General features: G+C 69.4%; 18 protein-coding genes. 10 read left to right on the forward strand and 8 right to left on the reverse strand.

What is annotated here, in order from left to right:
* Window positions 1–95: 95 nt before the first annotated feature.
* A complete protein-coding gene (ligD, locus tag WH07_RS24015; RefSeq protein ID WP_046503808.1) occupies window positions 96–1112 on the forward strand; it encodes a non-homologous end-joining DNA ligase in 1017 nt (338 codons plus the stop codon).
* Between the two features lie 168 nt (window positions 1113–1280).
* On the opposite strand, the gene WH07_RS24020 is transcribed toward ligD, so the two are convergent.
* Window positions 1281–3443 carry an OmpL47-type beta-barrel domain-containing protein gene (locus WH07_RS24020; RefSeq protein ID WP_408645918.1) on the reverse strand — a complete coding sequence of 721 codons (2163 nt, stop codon included), beginning with the start codon at window positions 3441–3443 and terminating at the stop codon, window positions 1281–1283.
* A 74-nt stretch (window positions 3444–3517) separates the two neighbouring features.
* Window positions 3518–5998 carry a ThuA domain-containing protein gene (locus WH07_RS24025; protein ID WP_046503815.1) on the reverse strand — a complete coding sequence of 827 codons (2481 nt, stop codon included), beginning with the start codon at window positions 5996–5998 and terminating at the stop codon, window positions 3518–3520.
* A 202-nt stretch (window positions 5999–6200) separates the two neighbouring features.
* Between WH07_RS24025 and WH07_RS24030 the strand changes: the two genes are divergently transcribed.
* Together WH07_RS24030 and WH07_RS24035 are read left to right on the forward strand one after the other, a co-directional pair.
* Window positions 6201–7217, forward strand: coding sequence for a multicopper oxidase domain-containing protein (locus WH07_RS24030; RefSeq protein WP_046503842.1), 1017 nt, complete (start codon window positions 6201–6203; stop codon window positions 7215–7217).
* 172 nt (window positions 7218–7389) lie between these two features.
* Entirely contained in the window at window positions 7390–8418 is a 1029-nt protein-coding gene (locus tag WH07_RS24035; protein WP_063775816.1) for an alpha/beta fold hydrolase, read from the forward strand.
* Here WH07_RS24035 and WH07_RS24040 read toward each other — a convergent pair.
* Window positions 8404–9153 carry a TetR/AcrR family transcriptional regulator gene (locus WH07_RS24040; RefSeq protein ID WP_107073651.1) on the reverse strand — a complete coding sequence of 250 codons (750 nt, stop codon included), beginning with the start codon at window positions 9151–9153 and terminating at the stop codon, window positions 8404–8406. The two genes, WH07_RS24035 and WH07_RS24040, sit on opposite strands and share 15 nt — an antisense overlap.
* Before the next feature lie 227 nt (window positions 9154–9380).
* On the opposite strand from WH07_RS24040, the gene WH07_RS24045 reads away from it, so the two are divergent.
* Window positions 9381–10175: a VOC family protein gene (locus WH07_RS24045; protein ID WP_046503850.1), complete on the forward strand. Its 795-nt coding sequence runs from the start codon at window positions 9381–9383 to the stop codon at window positions 10173–10175.
* A gap of 93 nt (window positions 10176–10268) precedes the next feature.
* Window positions 10269–10550 (forward strand): WhiB family transcriptional regulator, encoded by a 282-nt coding sequence (locus WH07_RS24050; RefSeq protein WP_046503818.1) that lies wholly within the window; start codon window positions 10269–10271, stop codon window positions 10548–10550.
* Between the two features lie 124 nt (window positions 10551–10674).
* Here the strand turns inward: WH07_RS24050 and WH07_RS24055 are convergent, their stop codons facing one another.
* The 5 genes from WH07_RS24055 to ssgD form a co-directional block, all read right to left on the reverse strand.
* Window positions 10675–11595 carry a chitosanase gene (locus WH07_RS24055; RefSeq protein WP_046503821.1) on the reverse strand — a complete coding sequence of 307 codons (921 nt, stop codon included), beginning with the start codon at window positions 11593–11595 and terminating at the stop codon, window positions 10675–10677.
* A gap of 127 nt (window positions 11596–11722) precedes the next feature.
* The gene (locus WH07_RS24060; RefSeq protein ID WP_046503823.1) at window positions 11723–12697 is read right to left on the reverse strand and encodes an acyl-ACP desaturase; all 975 of its coding nucleotides are present in this window, start codon (window positions 12695–12697) and stop codon (window positions 11723–11725) included.
* Between the two features lie 188 nt (window positions 12698–12885).
* Window positions 12886–15144, reverse strand: coding sequence for an ATP-binding cassette domain-containing protein (locus tag WH07_RS24065; protein ID WP_046503826.1), 2259 nt, complete (start codon window positions 15142–15144; stop codon window positions 12886–12888).
* 191 nt (window positions 15145–15335) lie between these two features.
* Window positions 15336–17105 carry an ABC-F family ATP-binding cassette domain-containing protein gene (locus tag WH07_RS24070; protein WP_046503829.1) on the reverse strand — a complete coding sequence of 590 codons (1770 nt, stop codon included), beginning with the start codon at window positions 17103–17105 and terminating at the stop codon, window positions 15336–15338.
* A 298-nt stretch (window positions 17106–17403) separates the two neighbouring features.
* Entirely contained in the window at window positions 17404–17820 is a 417-nt protein-coding gene (gene ssgD / locus WH07_RS24075; protein ID WP_046503833.1) for a spore wall synthesis regulator SsgD, read from the reverse strand.
* A 193-nt stretch (window positions 17821–18013) separates the two neighbouring features.
* On the opposite strand from ssgD, the gene WH07_RS42225 reads away from it, so the two are divergent.
* From WH07_RS42225 to WH07_RS24095, 5 genes are all read left to right on the forward strand, one after another.
* Window positions 18014–18343, forward strand: a complete 330-nt coding sequence (locus WH07_RS42225) for a DUF4331 family protein (RefSeq protein ID WP_198533880.1) — start codon at window positions 18014–18016, stop codon at window positions 18341–18343.
* The gene (locus WH07_RS40490; protein ID WP_046503836.1) at window positions 18277–18495 is read left to right on the forward strand and encodes a hypothetical protein; all 219 of its coding nucleotides are present in this window, start codon (window positions 18277–18279) and stop codon (window positions 18493–18495) included. The genes WH07_RS42225 and WH07_RS40490 overlap by 67 nt, the downstream gene beginning before the upstream one ends.
* Window positions 18496–18647: 152 nt before the next feature.
* Window positions 18648–19328: an endonuclease V gene (locus WH07_RS24085; protein WP_046503853.1), complete on the forward strand. Its 681-nt coding sequence runs from the start codon at window positions 18648–18650 to the stop codon at window positions 19326–19328.
* Between the two features lie 203 nt (window positions 19329–19531).
* Window positions 19532–20764 (forward strand): CaiB/BaiF CoA transferase family protein, encoded by a 1233-nt coding sequence (locus WH07_RS24090; protein WP_079023508.1) that lies wholly within the window; start codon window positions 19532–19534, stop codon window positions 20762–20764.
* Complete coding sequence (locus WH07_RS24095; RefSeq protein ID WP_046503839.1) at window positions 20761–21975, forward strand: acetyl-CoA C-acetyltransferase; 1215 nt, start codon at window positions 20761–20763, stop codon at window positions 21973–21975. The genes WH07_RS24090 and WH07_RS24095 overlap by 4 nt, the downstream gene beginning before the upstream one ends.
* Window positions 21976–21993 lie beyond the last annotated feature (18 nt).

The raw sequence follows: 21993 nt of genomic DNA on the forward strand, positions 1-21993 counted from the left end.
CCCCTGCGCGGCGCACAAGAGACCGGTGCACGCCCCGCTCACCCCCCGCCGCGCTCCGAATGCACTCCGCCCGCGCCCGGCCTAGCGTGGCCCCCATGGGTGCAGCGGTGGAGCTGGAAGCGGGCGGCAGGACCGTACGGCTGTCCAGCCCGGACAAGATCTACTTTCCCGAGCGCGGTTTCACCAAGCTCGATGTCGCGCGCTACTACCTGGCCGTGGGCCCCGGGATCCTGCGCGCGCTGCGCGACCGGCCCACGACCCTGGAGCGCTATCCCGAGGGCGTCGGCGGCGAGTCCTTCTTCCAGAAGCGGGCTCCCAAGAACCTGCCCGACTGGATTCCCACCGCCCGTATCGAGTTCCCCAGCGGCCGGTCCGCCGACGAGATCTGCCCCACCGAGGTCGCCGCCGTGCTCTGGGCGGCGAACCTCGGCTGTCTCACCTTCCACCCCTGGCCGGTACGGAGAGGCCGCGTCGACCACCCCGACGAACTGCGGATCGATCTGGACCCGCAGCCCGGCACGGACTTCAAGGACGCGGTCAGGGCCGCCCACGAACTGCGCGCCTTCCTCGACGAGCAGGGGCTGCGCGGCTGGCCCAAGACCTCCGGGGGCCGGGGCCTCCATGTGTTCGTGCCGGTCGAACCGCGCTGGACCTTCACCGAGGTGCGCCGCTGCGCCATCGCTGTCGGGCGGGAGCTGGAGCGGCGGATGCCGGGCCGGGTCACCACCGCGTGGTGGAAGGAGGAGCGCGGTGAGCGGATCTTCGTCGACTACAACCAGACCGCCCGTGACCGCACCATCGCCTCCGCCTACTCCGTACGCCCGAGCCCGCACGCCCCGGTCTCCGCGCCGCTGCGCTGGGACGAACTGGACGAGGTGGCGCCGGAGGACTTCGATCTGGCGACCATGCCCGTGCGGTTCGGCGAAGTGGGCGACGTACACGCGGAGATGGCGGACGAGGCGTACGGCCTGGAGGGGCTGCTGGAGCTGGCCGGCCGGCAGGAGCGGGACGACGGGGTGGGGGACATGCCGTACCCGCCGGACTATCCGAAGATGCCGGGCGAACCGAAGCGGGTCGCGCCGAGCCGCGCCAAACGGCAGGACGAGAAGTAGCCGACAAGCGGTACGGACGGCACAGTGCGCCCTTGCCTCCTTGCCCCCTTGTCGGCTCCACCGGACCCCCTTGCCCTCTCGCTCGCCGACTCTGCCGGAAAGCACTGTGCCCCCCTCTCCCGCCGGAGAAGGGGGCACAGCACACACGCGTGAGCCGTCAGCCGGGGGCTACAGCTCCTGGATCCGGATGTTGCGGTACGAGATCACATCCGTGGTGCCGTGGACCTGGAGCCCGATGTAGCCGGTGGCGTACCGCCGGCCGTCCGTGCCCGGGTCACCGGCGCGCGGCGGCGTGAAGGTCTGCCCGCCCACATTGTCGAACTCGTTGATCACCACACCGTTGCGCAGGATCGTGTAGTGCTGATCGACCACCCGGATCTCGTAGTCGTTCCAGGTGCCCTTGGGGGTGACTCCCGCACCGCCGAGGCCCACCCGGTCGAATCCGTAGATCGAGCCGGTCTTGTACATGTCGCCGTCCGGGCGGTCGAGGATCTGCACCTCGTGCCCGTAGTTGATGGCGACCCACTCGGGCCGGGACTCCTCCGGGTGGTTGTGGACATTCGGGAAGCGGACGAAGACCCCGCCGTTGGCGTTGCCGTTGCCCGGGGCGTCGTCACGGAACTGGAGCTTCAGCGAGAAGTTCCCGTACGTGCGCTGCGGGAACCACAGCATGCCCATGCCCTCGACCGTGGTGCTGCTGGTGATCGCACCGTCGCCGGAGAGCGCGAACTTGCCGCCGCCCACCTGCTCCCACTTGGCGAAGGACTCGGCCGTACCGTCGAACAGATCCCGGTAGCCCTCGGTCTGGCCGGGCTTCCCGATCTTGGACTGCTTGGCGGCCCTGGTGATCTTGTTGAACTCGCGCTGGTCGATGACATTGTCGGCGAGCAGCTTGTCGAGCACGGTGTCGACGTGCTTGAGGAAGAGGGCGTGCGAGGTCCACTCCCGCTCGTCCTCGATCAGCTCGTTGATGGTGCAGCGGTTACGGGTCAGCCGGTTCGGCACACCCGAGTCGACCGTACCGACGATGACCGTCAACCGCTCGTCGTACTCGGGGCAGTTGGGCGCCGGAACGCCGCCGCCCTGCGCGATGGTGAACGACACCTGCTTGGCCTGCGAGGTGTTGCCCGCCTTGTCGGTCGCGCGGTGCGCGAGCGTGTGGTAGCCGACCCGGTCGACGATGACGGGCGTGGTGTACGCGAGGTACGGTCCGCCGTCGAGGGAGTACTCGACCTTGTCGACACCCGACTCGGCGTCGGTCGCGGTCAGCGTCACCTTGGCGCTGGTGATGAAGGCGCCATTGGCGTTCTTGTCGCCCGTGACGGCCGCCGAGGTCTGCGGCGCGGTGGTGTCCTTCGCCGGCGGCTCGACGACGGTGAAGGCGACGGACTTCTCGGCCGCCGCGTTCCCCGCCTTGTCGGTCGCGCGGTAGCGGACCGTGTGCGAGCCGACCTGATGCACCATCACCGGAGCGGTGTACGGCTGCCAGGCGCCGCTCGCGCCGAGCGCGTACTCGATGGTGTTGACGCCCGAGCCGGTGTCCGAGGCGGTGACGGTGACCGTGGCCATCGACAGATAGTTGCCCGCGTCGTCTCGCTCGCCGCTCACGGTCGCCGAGGTCTCCGGCGCGGTCGTGTCATCGGTCGGCGGGGCGACGACGGTGAACTCGACGGACTTCTCCGCCGCCACGTTCCCCGACTGGTCGGTGGCGCGGTACCGGATCAGATGGCTGCCGACCTGGTCGACCACCACCGGATCGGTGTACGGCTGCCAGGGCCCGTCGGCCCCGACCGCGTACTCCGTCGTCGCTATTCCGGAGCCCGCGTCGGTCGCCGTCACCGCGACCGTCGCGGAGCCGACATACGCGCCGTCGGCGTTCTGCTGGCCCTGCACCGTGGCGTTGGTCTCCGGAGCGGTGGTGTCGCCCGGGCCGACCTCGGTCACGGTGAGCACGCCGGTCATCAGGCTGTGCCCGGGGATGGAGCAGCGGAAGCGGTACTTGCCCGGGGTCAGATTGACCTCGACCGTGTACTTCCCGCCGTTCGCGTCACTGGGATTGGCCAGGATGTTCAGCGGAACGTCGTTGTTGTACTCGGGGTCCGACACATCGAAGGTCAGCGTGTGCGGCATGCCCGTGGTGTTGCCGGTGGCCGTGCTGTTCTCGAAGATGATCGTGGTCGGCCCGGCCAGCGCGGTGGTCGGGGCGCTGAGATAGTGGTCGATCGGGTCGCCCGCCGTCCAGGTCAGCACCTGGGCCGCGGCCGCCTTCGCGTCGTCCGGGCGCTCGACGGCACGGCCGTACGCGGCCGTCGAGGTCAGGCCCAGGATCATCAGGAACGCGCCCACCAGGGCCGTCCACAGTCGCAGAGGCCGATACCTGAGCGGGGAACGATGGGATCGGTGTCTCACTGCGCCGCCTTTCTCGCCAGATCGGCGGCGGCCGGGGTCGGCTCACCGCCCTTGTACGTCACACGCCAGAGCGCGGACTGGGAGTCGGAGGTGAAGAAGCCGCGCCCGTAGTCGAGGACATAGAGCGAGCCGTCCGGGGCGAACTTCCAGTCCATCAGGTTGCGGATGCCTCCCTGGCCGACCGGGATGATCTTCTTCAAGGTCTCGGCGTGCACCGGAAGACCGCCCTTGCCGATGGTCTTGGGGTCGGTCAGCACCGCGTGGCGCGGGCTGTCGGCCGCGTCGTAGAAGTCACCGACGAACCACTTGCCGTCCCAGTACTCCGGCCACTTGACGGCGCTGGCGTTCTGCGCGTCGTACCGGTACACCGGGCCGTCCATGGTCGCCTGGCCGCCGCCCTTGAGCCACGGCAGCAGATACTTGGCCTCCGCGGCCTTGTAGCTGGGCACACCGTTCGCGTCACGCGGGTAGTCGGGGGCACCGCCCTGCGGGGAGTACCAGATCGTGTTGCCCGTGATCGGCGGCAGGTTGACCAGACCGTCGTTGTTGGGCGACTCGTTCTTCGGCGCGTTGCAGTTGTACCAGCCCAGCGGCTTGCTGGGGTCGGGCAGATTGCGGTCCCTGTACGGCTGGTTGTTGCCCATGCAGTACGGCCAGCCGTGGTTGCCCGCCTTGGTGATCGCGGAGAACGTGTCGTACTTCGCCGGACCCCACACCGTGCTCGGCGAGCCCGCGTCGGGGCCGACCCAGCCCGCGTAGAGGATGTCGGTCTTCTTGTCGATGGAGATACGCGCCGGGTTGCGGACGCCCATCACATAGATCTCGCCGCGGGTCTTGCCGCCGCCCTCGTCCATCTCCTTGCCCGTGAACAGGTTCCCCTCGGGCAGGGTGTACGTGCCGTCGGACTCCGGGTGGATCCGGAGGATCTTCCCGTTCAGGTTGTTGGTGTTGCCCGCCGTGCGGCGCGCGTCGGCGAAGGAGACGCCCTTGTAGTTCGGCTGCGGGTTGTTGCCCGAGTAGCCGTCGCTGAAGCCCGACGAGTTGTTGTCGCCGGTCGCGATGTACAGGTTGCCCTTGGAGTCCCAGGCCATGCCGCCGCCCGCGTGGCAGCAACTGTGCACCTGGACCTGCCACTTCAGCAGGACCTTCTCGGAGGCGAGGTCCAGCTTGTTGGTCGCCAGGTCGAGGGTGAAGCGGGAGACCCGGCGCTCGGCCATCTGGGTGTCGCGGTTGAGCTGCGAGTGCGGGGTGTAGTGCAGATACACCCAGCCGTTGGTCTCGAACTTCGGGTCCAGCTCGATACCGAGCAGCCCCTCCTCGACCTTGACCAGCTCGTCGCCGCCGCCCTTGTTGCCGAAGACCGTCAGCGCGCCCGCCAGCGTCGTCTTCTTGGTGGCGGGATCGTAGACATGGATCTGGCCCAGACCCTTGCCGACCTCCGGGTTGTTCCAGTCGGTCACCACGGGAGCGGAGTTGTCACCGCCGCCGCGGCCGATGTACAGCACCCGTCCGTCGGGCGCGACGACCAGGCCGTGCGGCTCGCCGATCTGGTCCTGCTGGCCCGCCTGGTTCGGCTGGGTGAGCCGCTCCGCCGTGTAGTTGGCGTCGATGGTCGCCTTGCAGTCGGCGCGGGAGAGCCGCGTCGTCCACTGGAGCGCGCCACGCAGATGGTCGCGGAAGTCTGTCTCGGCGAAGGTCTCGGGCGTACCGCCCATGCCGGTGTAGAAGGACCGGCCGCCGTCGTAGTCACGGCACCAGGAGATCGGGTGGTCCGCGCCGTTGGCACCGGTCCCCGGCTGGTAACTGGCCTCGCGGACCCGGGCCACCGTGTGCACCTTGCCGGTCGGGTTCGCCGACCAGTTGAACCACTTGTCCGGCCGCTTCCACTCCAGCGGCAGATTCTTCGTGGCCGGGTGGATACGGTCGCCGACCTCGACGGTCGCGCGCTGCACGGCGGTGGGGGCGCCGGTCGGCCGGGCGCCGATCAGCCCGGTGAACCAGTCGGAGTACGGCTCCGTACGGGCCGCGTCATGGATTCCGAGGAATCCGCCGCCGGCCTCCACGAAGGCTTCGAGACCGGCCTCCTGCTCGGGGTCGAGCACATCGCCGCCGCCGGTCAGGAAGACGACCGCGTTGTACTTGCCCAGCTTCGTCGCATTCGTGAAGACCGAACCGTCGTCCGTGGCCTCTGTCTTGAACCGGCCGGCCTCGGGCCCGGTGAGGCCGATGGTCTCGATCGCCTCGATTCCGGCATTCACGACTGGCGACTCTTCAGTGGCCGAGGCGTGGAAAACCAGGACCTTGACGTTCTTTCCGCCCGGAGGTGACGGAAGGGACAACGTTGTCGAGGCCGCCTCCGGGTACGGCTTGGCCGATGCGGCGGTACCGCCGAGCAGTGACGCCGCCATCGTGCCGGCCACCAGGGCCGCGGCCATCCCGCGCCTGGATCTAGACCGGTGATGTGGTGCGCGCTGCATGTGTTCACCCACCCCTCTGTGGTCATAGCAACAGCGAATGAAGCTAGACCCCTTTCAGCGACTCGCCAATAGGTATAACCGCAATCGAACCAACTTTGTCCTGGCTGTGGATAAACATGGATGGCTGGTCTACGGTGTGCCCGTCCCCGGGGTCTCTTGCGCCCCGTCAATCTCCGTACGGCACTGGGGAGTCGGTATGGCCATGGACAGACGGAGCTTCAACCGGCGGCTGCTGGCGGGCGGTGCGGTCGCGGCCACAGGGGTGACATCGTTGTCGCTCGCCTCGGCGCCCACGGCGGTGTCGGCCGAGACCCCGCCCAGGACGGCCCCCGCCGGGGGCCAGGTGCGCCATCTCAAGATGTACGCCGAAGCGCTGCCGAACGGTCAGATGGGCTACGGCTTCGAGAAGGGCAAGGCGACGGTGCCGGGCCCGCTGATCGAGCTGAACGAGGGGGACACGCTCCACATCGAGTTCGAGAACACCACGGATGTGGATGTCAGTCTCCATGTGCACGGCGTGGACTTCGACATAGCCAGCGACGGCACCAGGATGAACAAGAGCCATGTCGAGCCGGGCGGCTCCCGTACGTACACCTGGCGCACCCATGCCCCGGGCAGGCGCGCGGACGGCACCTGGCGGCCCGGCAGCGCCGGTTACTGGCACTACCACGACCATGTGGTCGGTACGGACCACGGCACCGGCGGTCTCCGCAAGGGGCTTTACGGTCCCCTCGTCGTCCGCAGGAAGGGCGACATCCTTCCGGACAAGCAGTTCACGATCGTCTTCAACGACATGACGATCAACAACAAGTCCGGCAGCGAGGCCCCCAACTTCGAGACGACGGTGGGGGAGCGGGTCGAGATCATCATGATCACGCACGGCGAGTTCTACCACACGTTCCATATGCACGGGCATCGCTGGGCGGACAACAGAACGGGCCTGCTCACCGGGCCCGACGACCCGAGCCGGGTGATCGACACCAAGATCACCGGCCCGGCGGACTCCTTCGGCTTCCAGGTCCTCGCGGGCGAGCATGTGGGCGCGGGAGCATGGATGTACCACTGCCATGTGCAGAGTCACTCGGACATGGGCATGGCGGGTCTGCTCCTGGTGAAGAAGCCGGACGGCACGATCCCGGGCTACGAACCGCACCACCCGATGGGCGCGGCCGATGCGAAGAAGGGTGCCGAGGGCGCGGGCGGCCATTCGGGCCACTAGGGTTCCGGGGGTGCCGAGTTGGGGCGGGCCGTCGCCTCGGGGCGGGTGACGGCCCGCCTTTTGGTGTCCGGCCCGGCCTCGGCGTGCCAGGGTCTCGGTCGCACTCCAAAACTGTACGAACGGTCGTGCTAGCATCGTCCCACTTCGTCGGCCGACCAAGGAGATCCGGGCAATGTCACCCACGGCTGCGCTCCTCCGTACCGCCCTCAACACCGCCTCGTACCTCGCCCCCGGCCTCGCCGGACGCGCCGCCCTCGCCGTCTTCCGCCGCCCCACGGGCCGCGCCCGGCCGCGCTCCGACGAGAGCGAGGTGATGGCCGCCGCCCGCACCGGACGGATCACCGTCCATGGCCACCGCGTCGTCACCTACCGGTGGGGCGACGGAACGCGGCCGGTGCTCCTCGTCCACGGCTGGTCCTCACGCGCCTCGCGTTTCGCGCGCCTCGTCGCCGCGCTGTGCGAGCAGGGATACAGCCCGGTCGCCTTCGACGCCCCGGGGCACGGCGCGTCGGAGGGCCGGCACACGAACATCATCGAACTCCGGGCGGTCATCCGGCAGTTGCACCGGGACCACGGCCCTTTCGAAGCGGTCGTGGCCCACTCCTTCGGCGTCCTCGCGACCTTCTTCGCCCTGCGCGACGGCGTCGAGGCACGCCGGGTGGTCGGCATCGGCGGAGTGACCGAATTCGGCCATATTCTCGACGGCTTCCGCGCCGGGCTCGGGGTGCGCGAGCGGGTCGTCGACGAGCTGCGCCGCCGTATCGAGCGGACCCTGTTCCCGGGTGAGCCGGAGCTCTGGCCGCGCTTCGACGCCACGTACCGGCCGGAGGAGCTCGACGCCGCCGTGCTGCTCTTCCACGACGAGCACGACGACATGGTGCCGCTCAGCCAGTCCCGGGCGCTTGTAGGCGCGTACGAGGGCAGGCCCGGCGGAGGCGCCCGGCTCGTCGTCACCCGGGGAATGGGCCACCGGCGGATCCTCGCCGACCCCGAAGTGGTCGCCGACACCGTGGAGTTCATACGCGCGGTACAGCCGGCGACCGTACCTGACACGGAACGGCCGGCGACAGTACCCGACGCGGAGCGCCGGCGGACCGCACCCAGCGCCGGGCAGTCGGCAGCCATACCGGGGGCCGGGCAGTCGGCCGACGTACCCGAAGGGCCGGCCGCCGCGCCGCGTCCCGGATCAGCCCTGCTCTGACACCGGTCCGGGGCGCGTACGGCTCCGGTCGAAATCCGGGAACTCCGGCAGCGCCCCCGGATCGGCCGCCTCCGCGCGCAGCCTGCGCAGAATGCCCCGCCCGGCCCTCTCGTACGCCACGTCGTCGCCGTGCAGCACCGACTGGGCGTTCGCCGCCTCCATCAGCGCGATGATCTCGAAGGCGAGCTGCGGTACGTCCAGTTCGTCGGCGAAGCCGCCCGCGCTCACCGCCTTGGCGACCGTACGTTCCACATAGCCGACCCAGTCGTCGCGGGTCCGCGCGATCGCGTCGTGCACCGGGCCGCCGCGCGCGTCGAACTCGGCGGAGACGGCGTAGAAGAAGCACCCCCCGGCGAAGACCCGGTCCGCCGAGTACGCGAGCCAGTTGCGGCACAGCGCCCATACGCGGGCGGCACCCGGCGGCAGCGCGCGCGTGGGCTGTACGACACGCTCGCCGAAGACCTCGACCGCCGCGCGGATCGTCGCGAGCTGAAGCTCCTCCTTCGAGCCGAAGAGGGCGAAGACACCGCTTTTGCTGAGCTTCAGATCGGTGGCGATACGGCCGAGGGAGAGCCCTTCCAGCCCCTCCACCGAGGCGATGTCCATCGTCCGGTCCAGCACCAGCCGCCGGGTCTGGTTGCCGCGCTCCACACGCCCGTCCACACGCCCGCCCGACCGGCTCTCCACCTGCCTGTTCGCCCGTCCGCCCGTGTGCCCGCCCGTCGAGGTGCTCATCGCCCCACTGTACTGAACGCACGGTCGTGCGGTCTCCTGTGCCGGATCTGCCGTGCGCGCCGCATCTCCCGTTCCGTACGGCCGGCCGGCGGTACCCGCGCCCGGTCGGCCCGTACATGCGGTGCCCCGGCTTCCGGGGCAGACTCAGGAGGACAGGCGGGATCAGCAAGCAGAGCAGCGGATCAGCGGGATCAGCGGACCGGCGGGATCCCATGAAGGAGCGCACCATGCTCACGAGTCCTTTTGCCCCCGGATCCCCGATCTGGGTCGAACTCAGCACCCCGGACACCAAGGGCGCCAACGCCTTCTACAACGGTCTGTTCGGCTGGAGCTTCATGTCCGCGGGCCCCGACACCGGCGGATACGGCATGTTCCGGCTGGGCGCCAGGACCGCCGCGGCGGCCATGCCCATGCCCACCGACCAGGGGCCGACGGCCTGGTTCCTGTTCTTCATGACGCCGGACGCGGACGCCACCGCCAAGGCCGTGCACCAGGCGGGCGGTTCCGTCGTCCTCACGCCCATGGACGTCATGGAGTTCGGCCGGATGGCCGTCTTCACCGACTCCGTCGGCGCCCGGTTCGCGGTCTGGCAGCCACGCGGCAACAAGGGCCTGGACGTGGTCGACGAGCCGGGCAGCCTGTGCTGGTGCGAGCTGTACACACCGGACGAGACCGCCGCGTACGCCTTCTACCACGCGGTCTTCGGCTGGGAGACCACCAGCATGCCGACGCCCGACGGCGGTACGTACCGCATGATGCACCCCGCGGGCCACGGCTCCGAGACCATGTTCGGCGGCTTTGTCACGCTCGGCACCGACCCGGTCGAGACCGGCGCCGAACCGCACTGGCAGCTCTATTTCGCGGTCACGGACTGCGACGGTACGGTCTCCGCGGCCAAGAAGCTGGGCGGTACGGTCAGGGTGGGCCCGACCGATATCGAGGGCGTGGGACGGTACGCCAAGCTGGCCGACCCGTACGGCGCGCGCTTCGCGGTGATGCAGGGGGTGGACCGCGACGCCTGACACGGGTGCGCACGGTCGCGACACGCCGGTGCCCATAGGGGCATTGACGTGTCGTCAAACGATCGTTTATCGCCACCGGGCAGCCTGTCGGTCATGCCGATCAACATCACCGACATCACCACCCGCACCGCCACGGCCCGGGGCGCCGAGCATGAACTCTCCTGGCAGGAGAGCGCGTTGTGCGCCCAGACCGGTCCCGAGTTCTTCTTCCCCGCCCCCGGCTCCTCCACTCGCGAGGCGAAGCGGCTGTGCGGGGCGTGCGAAGGACGGGAAGCCTGCCTCCAGTACGCCCTCGCCAACGACGAGCGGTTCGGCGTCTGGGGCGGGCTCTCCGAGAAGGAACGCCAGAACCTCCGCCGCACCGCAACGAGTTGAGCCGACAAGCTCAAGCACGAGATCCGCGCACGAGATCCGCGCACAAGATCCGAGCGCGAGACTGGGTGCGATGGACCCCGGGCACGTTGGACCCCGGCACGATGGACCTCGGACGCGTCCGGCCTCAGTGTGCCGCGATGCGGAAGGTCTCCCCGTACATTTCCCAGTTCAGCGGCGGTTCGAGGGCCATGTTGCCGTCCCGTAGAAAGACCCGCTGAGCGGTGTCGATACGGGACGAGTCCCGCTGCGCCGTCGTCAGTTCGGCCTTTATCACGGCCCGGCCGCTGTCCAGGAACGCGTCGAGATACGCCGTCTCATCGCCTCCCTGGTCCGGGGTCCGCGACTGCTTCATGGCCGCCTCGCGGATCCCGTAGAAGCCGTGCGGATCGAGCCCCGGGCCGTGCAGCACCATCGCGTCGTAGTAGATGAACTGCCCGAGCGTGCCGAGCCCGTCCATCTTGGCCATCCGGACCGCCGGATCGAAGTAGATCCGGTCCCGGGTCGCGTCCTGCGCGGCCCGGAAGTCCGGGGACCGGGCGGCCTGCGCCCAGGCCTCGCGGAAACCGGGGTCGAGGCCGTCGTGCGAGTCGGTGCCGTCCACGGCGCGCAGCGCGGGGAGATACGGCGCGAGCGGATTGTCCGGGTGGCTCTTCGTGTACGACTCGACCAGTTGCAGCATGTCGTTGGTGCCCGAGCAGAAGCCGATGACCCCGGCCGTATAGCCGTTGCCGTCCCCGAAGTCCTTGATGGTGCCGTACAGGCCCCGCCAGTCGAGCGTGGAACTCTCCGCACTGGCCACGAGCCGCGCGGCGATCTCCTTCTTCTCCGGGTCCGCGAGTCCGGGCGGCATCGCGTCGATACGTTTCCGTACCTCTTCCTCGTTCTCCAGGGCCCCGGGCGCCAGCGGATTGGGCGCGCCGGTGTGCTCGGGGTACGACGGCGGATTGTCGGCGAGCACCCCGGAATCGCCGCCACCGCCGAGGATGACGGCGGCGGCGACCACGACGGGCGCGCCTATGAGGAAGAGACGTGTGACGGGCTTCATCCGGCACAGCGTACGAGGAGTCCGCGAGCGGCGCGGAGAAACCTCACAGCCAGCCGGACAGCGGGCCCGGGGGCGCGTACGGGCCCGCACTCGGCCGGCGCGTACGGGGCCCCGTTCTCGGCCGGGCTCAGCCGGCGGCGCGTGCCGCCATCCGCGCCTTGCGGGCGGCGAGCTTCTCGTCGAACTTGCTCGCCTCGCTGTTCAACCCGCCCATGTACAGGCCGAGTTCCTCCTGTGCCTGGAGCCCCTCCGGACCCAGCCCGTCGATGTCCAGCACCTTGAGGAAGCGCAGCACCGGCTGGAGGACGTCGTCGTGGTGGATCCGCATGTTGTAGATCTCGCCGATGGCCATCTGCGCGGCGGCGCGCTCGAAGCCGGGCATCCCGTGCCCCGGCATACGGAAGTTGATCACCACATCGCGCACGGCCCGCATGGTGAGGTCGGGCGCGAGATCGAAGGCGGCGGCCAGCAGATTGCGGTAGAAGACCATGTGCAGGTTCTCGTCGGTGGCGATCCGCGCCAGCATCCGGTCGCAGACCGGATCGCCCGACTGATGGCCGGTGTTGCGGTGCGAGACCCTGGTCGCCAGCTCCTGGAAGGCGACGTACGCGACCGAGTGCAGCATCGAGTGCCGGTTGTCGGACTCGAAGCCCTCCGACATGTGCGCCATCCGGAAGTTCTCCAGCTTGTCCGGGTCAACGGCCCGTGACGCGAGCAGATAGTCACGCATCACAATGCCGTGGCGGCCCTCCTCGGCGGTCCAGCGGTGCACCCAGGTGCCCCAGGCGCCGTCGCGGCCGAAGAGGCTGGCGATCTCGTGATGGTAGCTCGGGAGGTTGTCCTCGGTGAGCAGATTCACCACGAGCGCGATCTTGCCGATGTCCGTGACCTTCGACTGCTGAGGCTCCCAGGCCTCGCCGTCCGCGAATATCCCGGGGAAGTTACGGGCGTCCGACCAGGGCACGTACTCGTGCGGCATCCAGTCCTTGGCGACCTTGAGATGACGGTTGAGTTCCTTCTCCACCACCTCCTCCAGCGCGTACAGCAGCCGGGCGTCGGTCCACGCGTCCGTACTGCCGAGGTGGGGAGAGATGAGTGCCACGGGTGCTCCTGGGGACGGGAGATACATTTACCTACGGGTTCGTAGGTTACGACACCGTAGGTTAAAGCCGTTGTAAGCCGGAGGCCAAGCCCGCTGCACTGGAATCCCCTGACGCGGAGTGATGTAGGCTCTCTACGCTCGGTCATGCGCGCAGGCCCGGCCCTGGCTCCGCGAGGCCACCGACCCGGTCACGCGGCCAGGTCCCTCCTCAGGTACGCGGCCGTGAACGACTCGGGGTGGTCCAGGAGTTGGCGTGGTGTGCCCTCGAAGACGATCTCCCCGCCGTGCTTGCCGCCGTCGGGACCGAGATCGATCACCCAGTCGGCGCGCTTCACCACATCCATGTTGTGCTCGACACAGATCACCGAGTTCCCCGCGTCCACCAGCCTGTCCAGCAGCGCCACCAGCGTGTCCACGTCCGCCATGTGCAGCCCGGTGGTCGGCTCGTCCAGGATGTACACGCTGCCCGTACGGTGCAGCCGCGTGGCGAGTTTGATGCGCTGCCGCTCTCCCCCGGAGAGCGAGCTGAGCGGTTGGCCGAGCGTGAGATACGTCAGTCCGACGTCATTGAGTGTGCGCAGCTTCCGCAGCAGCGCCTTGTCCTCGAAGAACTCCATCGCCACCGCCGCCGTCATGTCCAGTACGTCGACGATCGAGCGGCCCTTCACCCGGTGCTCCAGCACCTCGTCGTGGAAGCGCCGCCCCTCGCAGCTCCGGCAGGTCGTGGTCACCGGATCCATGAAGGCCAGATCGGTGTGGATCAGCCCGCGCCCCGAGCATTCGGCGCACGCGCCTGAGGAGTTGAAGCTGAACAGCCCCGGCCGGACCCCGTTCTCCTTGGCGAAGATCCTCCGGACGGTGTCCATGACCCCGATGTACGAGGCCGGCGTGGAGCGGGACGAGGCGCCGATCGCGCCCTGGTCGATCACGATCGCCTCCGGATACGCCTTGGTGAACACACCGGAGACCAGCGTCGATTTCCCGGAGCCCGCCACCCCGGTCACCGCCGTGAGCACACCGGTCGGGAACCGTACGTCGACGCCCTTCAGGTTGTGCAGATCGGCCCCGGTCACCGGCAGCCAGCCGGCGGGCGTACGGAACGACTCCTTGAGCGGCGTACGGCGGCGCAGACAGCGGCCGGTCAGCGTATCGGCCTCCTTGAGCAGTTCGACGGGCCCCTCGTAGACGGCCAGTCCGCCGTCCGTCCCCGCTCTCGGACCCATGTCGACGACATGGTCCGCGATCGCCATCACATCCGGGTCGTGCTCCACCACCAGTACCGTGTTGCCCTTGTCGCGCAGCCGGACCAGGAGTTCGTTGAGCCGCCCCACATCGCGCGGATGCAGCCCGACGCTCGGCTCGTCGAAGACGAAGGTGAGGCCGGTCAGTGAACTTCCCAGGTGGCGTACGACTTTGAGCCGCTGGCCCTCACCGCCGGAGAGCGTGCTCGTCTCCCGGTCCAGACTGAGATAGCCGAGCCCGATCCCCACCAGCCGCTCCAGCCGCTCACGGGCGGCGGCGGCCGGCGGCGCGGCCACCGGATCGTCGATCCGGCCCAGTACTTTCACCAGATCGGCGACCTCCATCGCCGCCCAGTCGGCGATGTTCAGACCGTCGATCCGGGTCGCCAGCGCGGCTTCGTTGAGCCTGGCTCCCCCGCAGGCCTCGCACAGCCGGTCCACGGTGAAGCGGGCCGCCGCCTCCCGGCGCTTCTCCGACATGGCGGCGGTGTCGCGCTTGAGGAAGAGCCGGCTGAACCGGCTGACCAGCCCCTCGAACCGCATGTCCACCGAACCCGACTTCAGTTTCAGCCGGACCTTGAAGTCCGCGCCGTGCAGCAGCAGTTCGCGGTCCTCTTCGGAGTACTCGCCGATCGGTCTGGTGCGGTCGAAGCGCCCGGAGTCCGCGTACAGACTCCACTCCCAGCTCCCCACCGAGAGCCCGGGCAGCAACAGGGCACCCTCGTCGAGCGACTTGGTCCAGTCGATCGCCCGGTCGAGATCGAGCGCGACCACCCGCCCCACCCCGTCACAGACGGCGCACATCCCCGCGGGGTCATTGAAGGAGTACGCGGCGGCTGTACCCGCGCTCGGTGTGCCATGGCGCGAGAACAGCACGCGGATCACCGAGTAGATGTCGGTCACCGTGCCCACGGTGGACCGGACGTTCCCCCCGATCGGCTTCTGGTCCACCACTACCGCGACCGACAGATCGTCGATCGCGTCGACCTGCGGTCGCTCGTACTTCGGCAGAAAGTTCCTGATGTACGAGGTGAAGGTCTCATTGAGCTGGCGCTGCGACTCCACGGCGACGGTATCGAAGACGATCGAGGACTTTCCCGACCCGGACACCCCCGTGAACACGGTGATCTTGCCCTTGGGAATGCTGAGGGACACGTCCCGGAGATTGTTCTCCCGGGCACCGGTGATGACGATGTTCTTGGACATGCGGCGACGCTAACGGCCAATCCCGACAGCTTCTGTCGGGTTTCCGGGCCTTGGAGAGCGTGGAGTACGGAGCGTGGAGTACGGGATACGGGGTACGGAGTGCGGACCCGGGCGCGGTTGCGGGGTGCGGGTGTGACCGGCACATCGCGCCAGGGTCCGCGTCGCACCCGCGCCCGGGTGAGGACGGTCGGCTACGGCAGGTGCGTCTCCCGTACCTCCTCGGCGGTCGTGTCCCGCAGCTCCCCGTCCAGGAGCAGCCAGCGGGTGATACCGATCGACTCCAGGAACGGGAGATCGTGGCTCGCCACGATCAGTGCTCCCTCGTACGACTCCAGCGCGGCGGTCAGCCGGCGGACGCTGGCCATGTCCAGATTGTTCGTGGGCTCGTCCAGCATCAGGAGCATGGGGGCGGGTTCGGCGAGGAGAAGGGCGGCGAGCGAGGCGCGGAAGCGCTCTCCGCCGGAGAGGGTCCCGGCCGGCTGTTCGGCGCGGGCGCCGCGGAACAGGAAGCGGGCCAGCCGTGCCCGGATCGCGTTGTTCGTGGCGGCCGGCGCGAAGCGGGCCACGTTCTCCACCACACTCAGCTTGTCGTCGAGCACATCCAGCCGCTGGGGCAGAAAACGCAGCGGTACATGGGTGAGCGCTTCGCCTGAGAGCGGTTCCAGCTCCCCTGCGAGCGTCCGGAGCAGGGTGGTCTTGCCCGCGCCATTGCGCCCGACGAGCGCGATCCGCTCGGGCCCGTGGATCTCCAGCCTGGCCCCGGTCCTGGCCTCGGCTCCCGCCTCGGCTCCGGGCTCTGCCCCGGCCTTGGCCCCTGCCCCGGACTCGGGCTTGGTTCCGGCCGTGGCCTCGGGCTCGGCCTCGTCCTCGGCGCCGGAGTCGCCCCCTGCCCTCGCCCCGCCCCCGTACCGCAGCCGCACATCGCGCAGGCTCAGTACGCTCCGGCCCGGGTGGACCCGGGTGTGGGGGAGATCGATACGGACCTCGTCGTCGTCCCGTACCGCCTCCACCGCCTCGTCGAGGCGCTCCTTCGCCTCCGCGAGCCTCTCCGTGTGCAGGACGCGCTGTTTGCCCGCGGACTCCTCGGCGGCCCGCTTGCGCAGGCCCATCACGATGCGCGGCTCGCGCTTGTTGTCGCTCATCTTCTGGCCGTAGCGCGCCCGCTTGGCCAACGCGAGCCGGTTGTCGGCCAGTTCGCGCTTCTGCCGCTGTACATCGGCCTCGGCGACCCGCACCATGCGCTCGGCCGCCTCCTGTTCACGGGCCAGGGTCTCCTCGTACGCCGAATACGTACCGCCGTACCAGCGCACCTCGCCGTCCCGCAGGTCGGCGATCTGGTCGACGCGCTCCAGGAGTTCACGGTCGTGGCTGACCACGACCAGCACACCGGACCAGGACGCGACCGCCGCGTACAGCCGCCGGCGCGCGTGCAGATCGAGGTTGTTCGTGGGTTCGTCGAGCAGCAGTACGCCGGGCCTGGCCAGCAGCAACGCGGCCAGCCGCAGCAGTACGCACTCGCCGCCGGACATCTCGCCGATGGTGCGGTCGAGGCCGATGTGCCCGAGCCCGAGCTGATCGAGGGCGGCGCGGGAGCGTTCCTCGACATCCCAGTCGTCGCCGACGGCGGTGAAGTGCTCCTCGCTCGGATCGCCCGCCTCGATGGCGTGCAGCGCGGTACGGGTCGCCGCGATGCCGAGGGCCTCGTCCACCCGTACCCAGGTGTCGAACACCACGGTCTGCGGCAGGTAACCGATGTCACCGGAGACAGCGATCGTCCCTCCGGTGGGCGTGAGTTCGCCCGCGATCAGCTTCAACAGGGTTGATTTCCCTGACCCGTTGAGTCCGACCAGACCGGTTCTGCCGGGGCCGACCGCCAGTTGGAATCCGTCGAACACGCTCGTTCCGTCGGGCCAGCCGAAGGAGAGCGCGGTACAGGTGATGTGGGCAAGGGAAGCGGACATACGGGTCTCCGGTTGCTGCGAAGTGCGGTGAGATGGCGGCGGGGCAACGGATGGAGACACCGCGATACGGGAGAGTCCCGGTCGGGGAGAACGGCTCGACGCCGAGGTCGCACACGAGAACGCACAGCCGGAACCAGAAGCTGTGCGACACGGTGTCTCAGGACCTCAGACGAGCAACGTCCTACTCCAATCGACGACAACAGGACGCCGCCCACCGTAGGAAGGCGGGCGGACGGGTGTCAAAGCGATTATTGAGAGGCCGGGCGAGGACGAGAGAGGCCGGGCCGGGCGCGGGGCCTCAGCAGGCGTCGCGCAGCAGCTCGGTCAGATCGTGGTCCAGGTTCAGATGGAGATGCTCACGCCCCGCCGGTACGAGCCCCTCGGAGCGGTCCAGGAAGCGGCGCAGGTCGGCGGTGCGCAGATGGACCATCGCGGTGCCCTCGGGAGCGTGGAACTCCAGGACCGTACGCCCGTAGCCGAAGGGCCGTACCCGCACATCGCCCAGACCGACCGGCTCGTCCATGCCCATGGCCAGCAGCTCGCGGGAGAACTCCCAGGTCACTTCGGTGCCTTCGAGCGTCGCGGGCGGGGGGAACGACATGCGCACGGCGAAGGGATCGGCCGGCTCGTACCGGAGCGTCACGACGACGGTCTCGGTCCTGGGAGCGGACGCGACGAGCCGGGCCTGTATGGCATGTTCAATGACGGGTGACATGGCCTGTTCCCCTTCGCCGGACCGACGGTGGATCGGGTGCGCTGCTCACTCCCACAGGGAAAGACGGCTGAGCGGCCCGATCAGTGCTCCGGATGGTGAGTGACCTGCGTCACTTGATGGGCGCCGAAATTGTCGAAAAGTCACCATGAGGTCGTATCGGATCATATGGGTCTCCACGGATTGCGGGCATGTCATGTCGCACCATCTCGACCCCCCGATCGCCCGGCAGGACCCACGGCTGGACATCACCGACTTCTTCCTCTTCCGCGGCGAGCGGGGCGCGGTGTTCGTGATGGACGTCTCCCACTCGCTGGCCTGTGAGGACATCCCGCGCGGTTGGTATCCCGAGGGCCGCTACGAATTCAAGATCGACGGCAACGGCGACGCGGTGGAGGAACTGACCTATCGGATCCCGACTCCTATGGCCAGTGTTTCGCCGCCCGCGTACTGCCCAACATGCTGCCCTACACCGTGGGCACCCCCGCCTCCTACGGCTTCCTCCAGTGGAACGGCCGCGCCCTGACGGACAACGCCCCGGACGTCATGTTCTCCACGGCGCTCAACACCCCGCTGAGCCTCGGGATCGGCAAGGAGTCCCTCGCTGTCGAACCCGCACCCGCCTACCCCTACGTACCGGGGGCCTGGAAACCTCCGCGTGTCCGCAGGTGCTCGTAGGCGCCCGTCGGTGCCCGCGGTCCGGGTGCCTGGGCCCGGCATTCGGCCGCCGACGATCAGGGACGCTGACGATCAGGCCCATTGACGATGAGGCTGCTGAAGATCAGGGACGCTGACGCCGCCTGGAACCGCACCTCTACGCTGTGGTGACCATGACGACGATCAGGATGCCCGCCGACGAGGCCGAGGCGCGGGCCATTCAGGACGAGCTGCGCGGGCGCGTCGTGCTCGACGAGACGGGGCCGCCTGCCGGCAGCGGGCTGGTGACCGGGGTGGATGTGGCGTACGACGACGTGCGCGATGTCGTCGCGGCCGCGGCCGTCGTGCTCGACGCCGCCACGCTCACCGTGGTCGACGAGGCCACCGCCGTGGGCCGGGTCGCCTTCCCGTATGTCCCGGGCCTGCTGGCGTTCCGGGAGATCCCGACCGTTCTCGCCGCCCTCGAAGCGCTCACCTCGGACCCCGGCCTGGTCGTCTGCGACGGCTACGGGCTGGCGCATCCGCGCCGCTTCGGGCTCGCCGCGCATCTCGGGGTGCTCACCGGACTGCCGGTGATCGGGGTGGCGAAGAACCCGTTCACCTTCTCGTACGAGCAGCCGGGCCCCCGGCGCGGCGACTCGTCGCCGCTGCTGGCCGACGACGGCGAGGAGGTCGGCCGGGCACTGCGGACCCAGCCGGGGGTCAAGCCGGTGTTCGTCTCGGTCGGGCACCGTGTGAGCCTGCCGAACGCCTGCGCCCACACGCTGCGGCTGGCCCGTGACTACCGCCTGCCCGAGTCCACCCGCCGCGCCGACGCGCTCTGCCGCAGGGCGCTGCGCGACGCGACCGGCTAGCCGCCCGCCGCCCGTGGCCGTACGCCGACATGCCAGGTCGGCCGCCGCGCTGTAGAAACGACCTGTAGAAACGACCTGTGGATAACCGCGGAACAGCGGAAGCGAGCGACCAAGCGCTTGCTTTCCACAGGGGTTGTGCGGAGTGCGGCACGTTCTTAGCATCACTGCTGTTACATCAGTTGTGTCACAGTGCTGGGGGCCCGATGACAACGACAGCCAATGGTCCGCTGAGCGGCGTACGCGTGGTCGAGCTGGCCGGAATCGGCCCGGGACCCTTCGCCGCCATGACCCTCGCGGATCTGGGCGCCGATGTCGTACGGGTCGACCGCCCCGGCGGCGCCGGACTCGGCATCGATCCGGCGTACGACCTGACGAACCGCAACAAGCGCTCCGTGCTGATCGACCTCAAGACCGACAGCGGCACCGCCCGCGTTCTCGACCTGGCCGAGCGCGCCGATGTGCTGATCGAGGGGTACCGCCCGGGGGTCGCCGAGCGCCTCGGCGTCGGCCCGGAGGAGTGCCTCGCCCGTAATCCGCGTCTGGTGTACGGACGGATGACCGGCTGGGGCCAGGAGGGGCCGCTCGCGGACCGGGCGGGCCACGACATCGGCTATATCGCCGTCACCGGGGCGCTCTCGATGATCGGCAAGCCCGACGAGCCGCCCGCGCTCCCGGCGAATCTGCTCGGTGACTACGCGGGCGGCGCCCTGTATCTGGTCATCGGCGTGCTCGCCGCGCTCCAGCACGCCCGGACACCGGACGGCAAGGGACAGGTCGTGGACGCGGCGATCGTGGACGGCACCGCCCATCTCACCACCATGATCCATGCCCTGATGGGCGCGGGCGGCTGGCAGGACCGCCGGGGCGCCAATCTGCTCGACGGCGGCAGCCCCTTCTACGGCTCGTACGAGACCGCGGACGGTGAGTACATGGCGGTCGGCCCGCTGGAGCAGCGGTTCTACGACGAGTTTGTGCGGCTGCTCGGAATCGCGGACGAGATCCCGGCCCGCAAGGACTTCGCGCGCTGGGACGAGCTGCGGGAGGCGGTCGCGGCCCGGTTCAGGACGAAGACACGCGAGGAGTGGACGGCGGTCTTCGAGGGCTCCGACGCGTGTGTCGCCCCCGTGCTGTCCCTGCGTGAGGCCCCGGCCCACCCGCATCTCGCCGCCCGGAGCACCTTCACCCGCCATGCCGGGCTCGTGCAACCCGCGCCCGCGCCCCGCTTCTCCGCCACGCCCGGCTCGGTGCGCCGCGCGCCCGCCCAGCCCGGCGCGGACACCGCCGAGATCGCCCGCGACTGGAAGGTGCCGTCGCTCGAACCGGAGCCGTCCGTGTCCGTGGAGCGGTCCGCGCCCGTGGAGCCGTCTTCGTCCGCCACCGCCGACGACGCCTCCGTATCCGCCGATGTCCCTCTCTCCGAAAGGCAGTCGCCGTGAGCACCGAAGCGTACGTCTACGACGCGATCCGCACTCCGCGCGGCCGCGGCAAGGCCAATGGCGCCCTGCACGGCACCAAGCCCATCGATCTCGTGGTCGGTCTCATCCATGAGCTGCGCCGTCGGCTGCCCGGACTCGACCCGGCGGCGATCGACGACATCGTCCTCGGGGTGGTCAGCCCGCTCGGCGACCAGGGCTCGGACATCGCCCGTATCGCGGCCGTCGCCGCCGGACTGCCCGACACCGTCGCCGGCGTACAGGAAAACCGCTTCTGTGCCTCCGGGCTCGAAGCCGTCAACCTGGCCGCTGCCAAGATCCGCTCCGGCTGGGAGGACCTGATCCTCGCGGGCGGCGTCGAGTCCATGTCCCGCGTGCCCATGGGCTCGGACGGCGGGGCCTGGATGATGGACCCGATGACCAGCTTCGCGTCGGGCTTCGCGCCGCAGGGCATCGGCGCCGATCTGATCGCCACGCTCGGCGGTTTCACCAGGCGCGATGTGGACGAGTTCGCGGCGCTCTCGCAGGAGCGGGCCGCCGCCGCATGGAAGGACGGCCGCTTCGACCGCTCCGTCGTCCCGGTCCTCGACCGCAATGGCCTCACCGTCCTCGACCGCGACGAACACATGCGCCCGGGCACCACCGCCGACTCGCTGGCCGCCTTGGAGCCGTCGTTCGCGACGATCGGCGAGGCGGGCGGCTTTGACGCCGTCGTGCTCCAGAAGTACCACTGGGTCGAGAAGATCGACCATGTCCATCACGCGGGCAACTCCTCGGGCATCGTGGACGGCGCGGCGCTCGTCGCCATCGGCTCCCGGGAGACCGGCGAGCGGTACGGACTCACTCCGCGCGCCAGGATCGTCTCCGCCGCGGTCTCCGGTTCCGAGCCGACCATCATGCTCACCGGGCCCGCGCCCGCCACCCGCAAGGCGCTTGCCAAGGCCGGACTGACCATCGACGACATCGACCTGGTCGAGATCAACGAGGCCTTCGCCGCCGTCGTCCTGCGCTTCGTCGAGGAGATGGACCTCCCCTTGGACAAGGTCAATGTGAACGGTGGGGCGATCGCGCTCGGCCATCCGCTCGGGGCCACCGGCGCGATGATCCTCGGCACGCTCGTCGACGAACTGGAGCGGCGGGACAAGCGGTACGGCCTGGCGACGCTGTGCGTCGGCGGCGGCATGGGTGTCGCGACCGTCGTCGAACGCCTCTGACCGGCCCCCACCCTCCCC

It is taken from the genome of Streptomyces odonnellii (assembly GCF_000981895.1).
GTDB classification, from domain to species: Bacteria; Actinomycetota; Actinomycetes; order Streptomycetales; family Streptomycetaceae; genus Streptomyces; species Streptomyces odonnellii.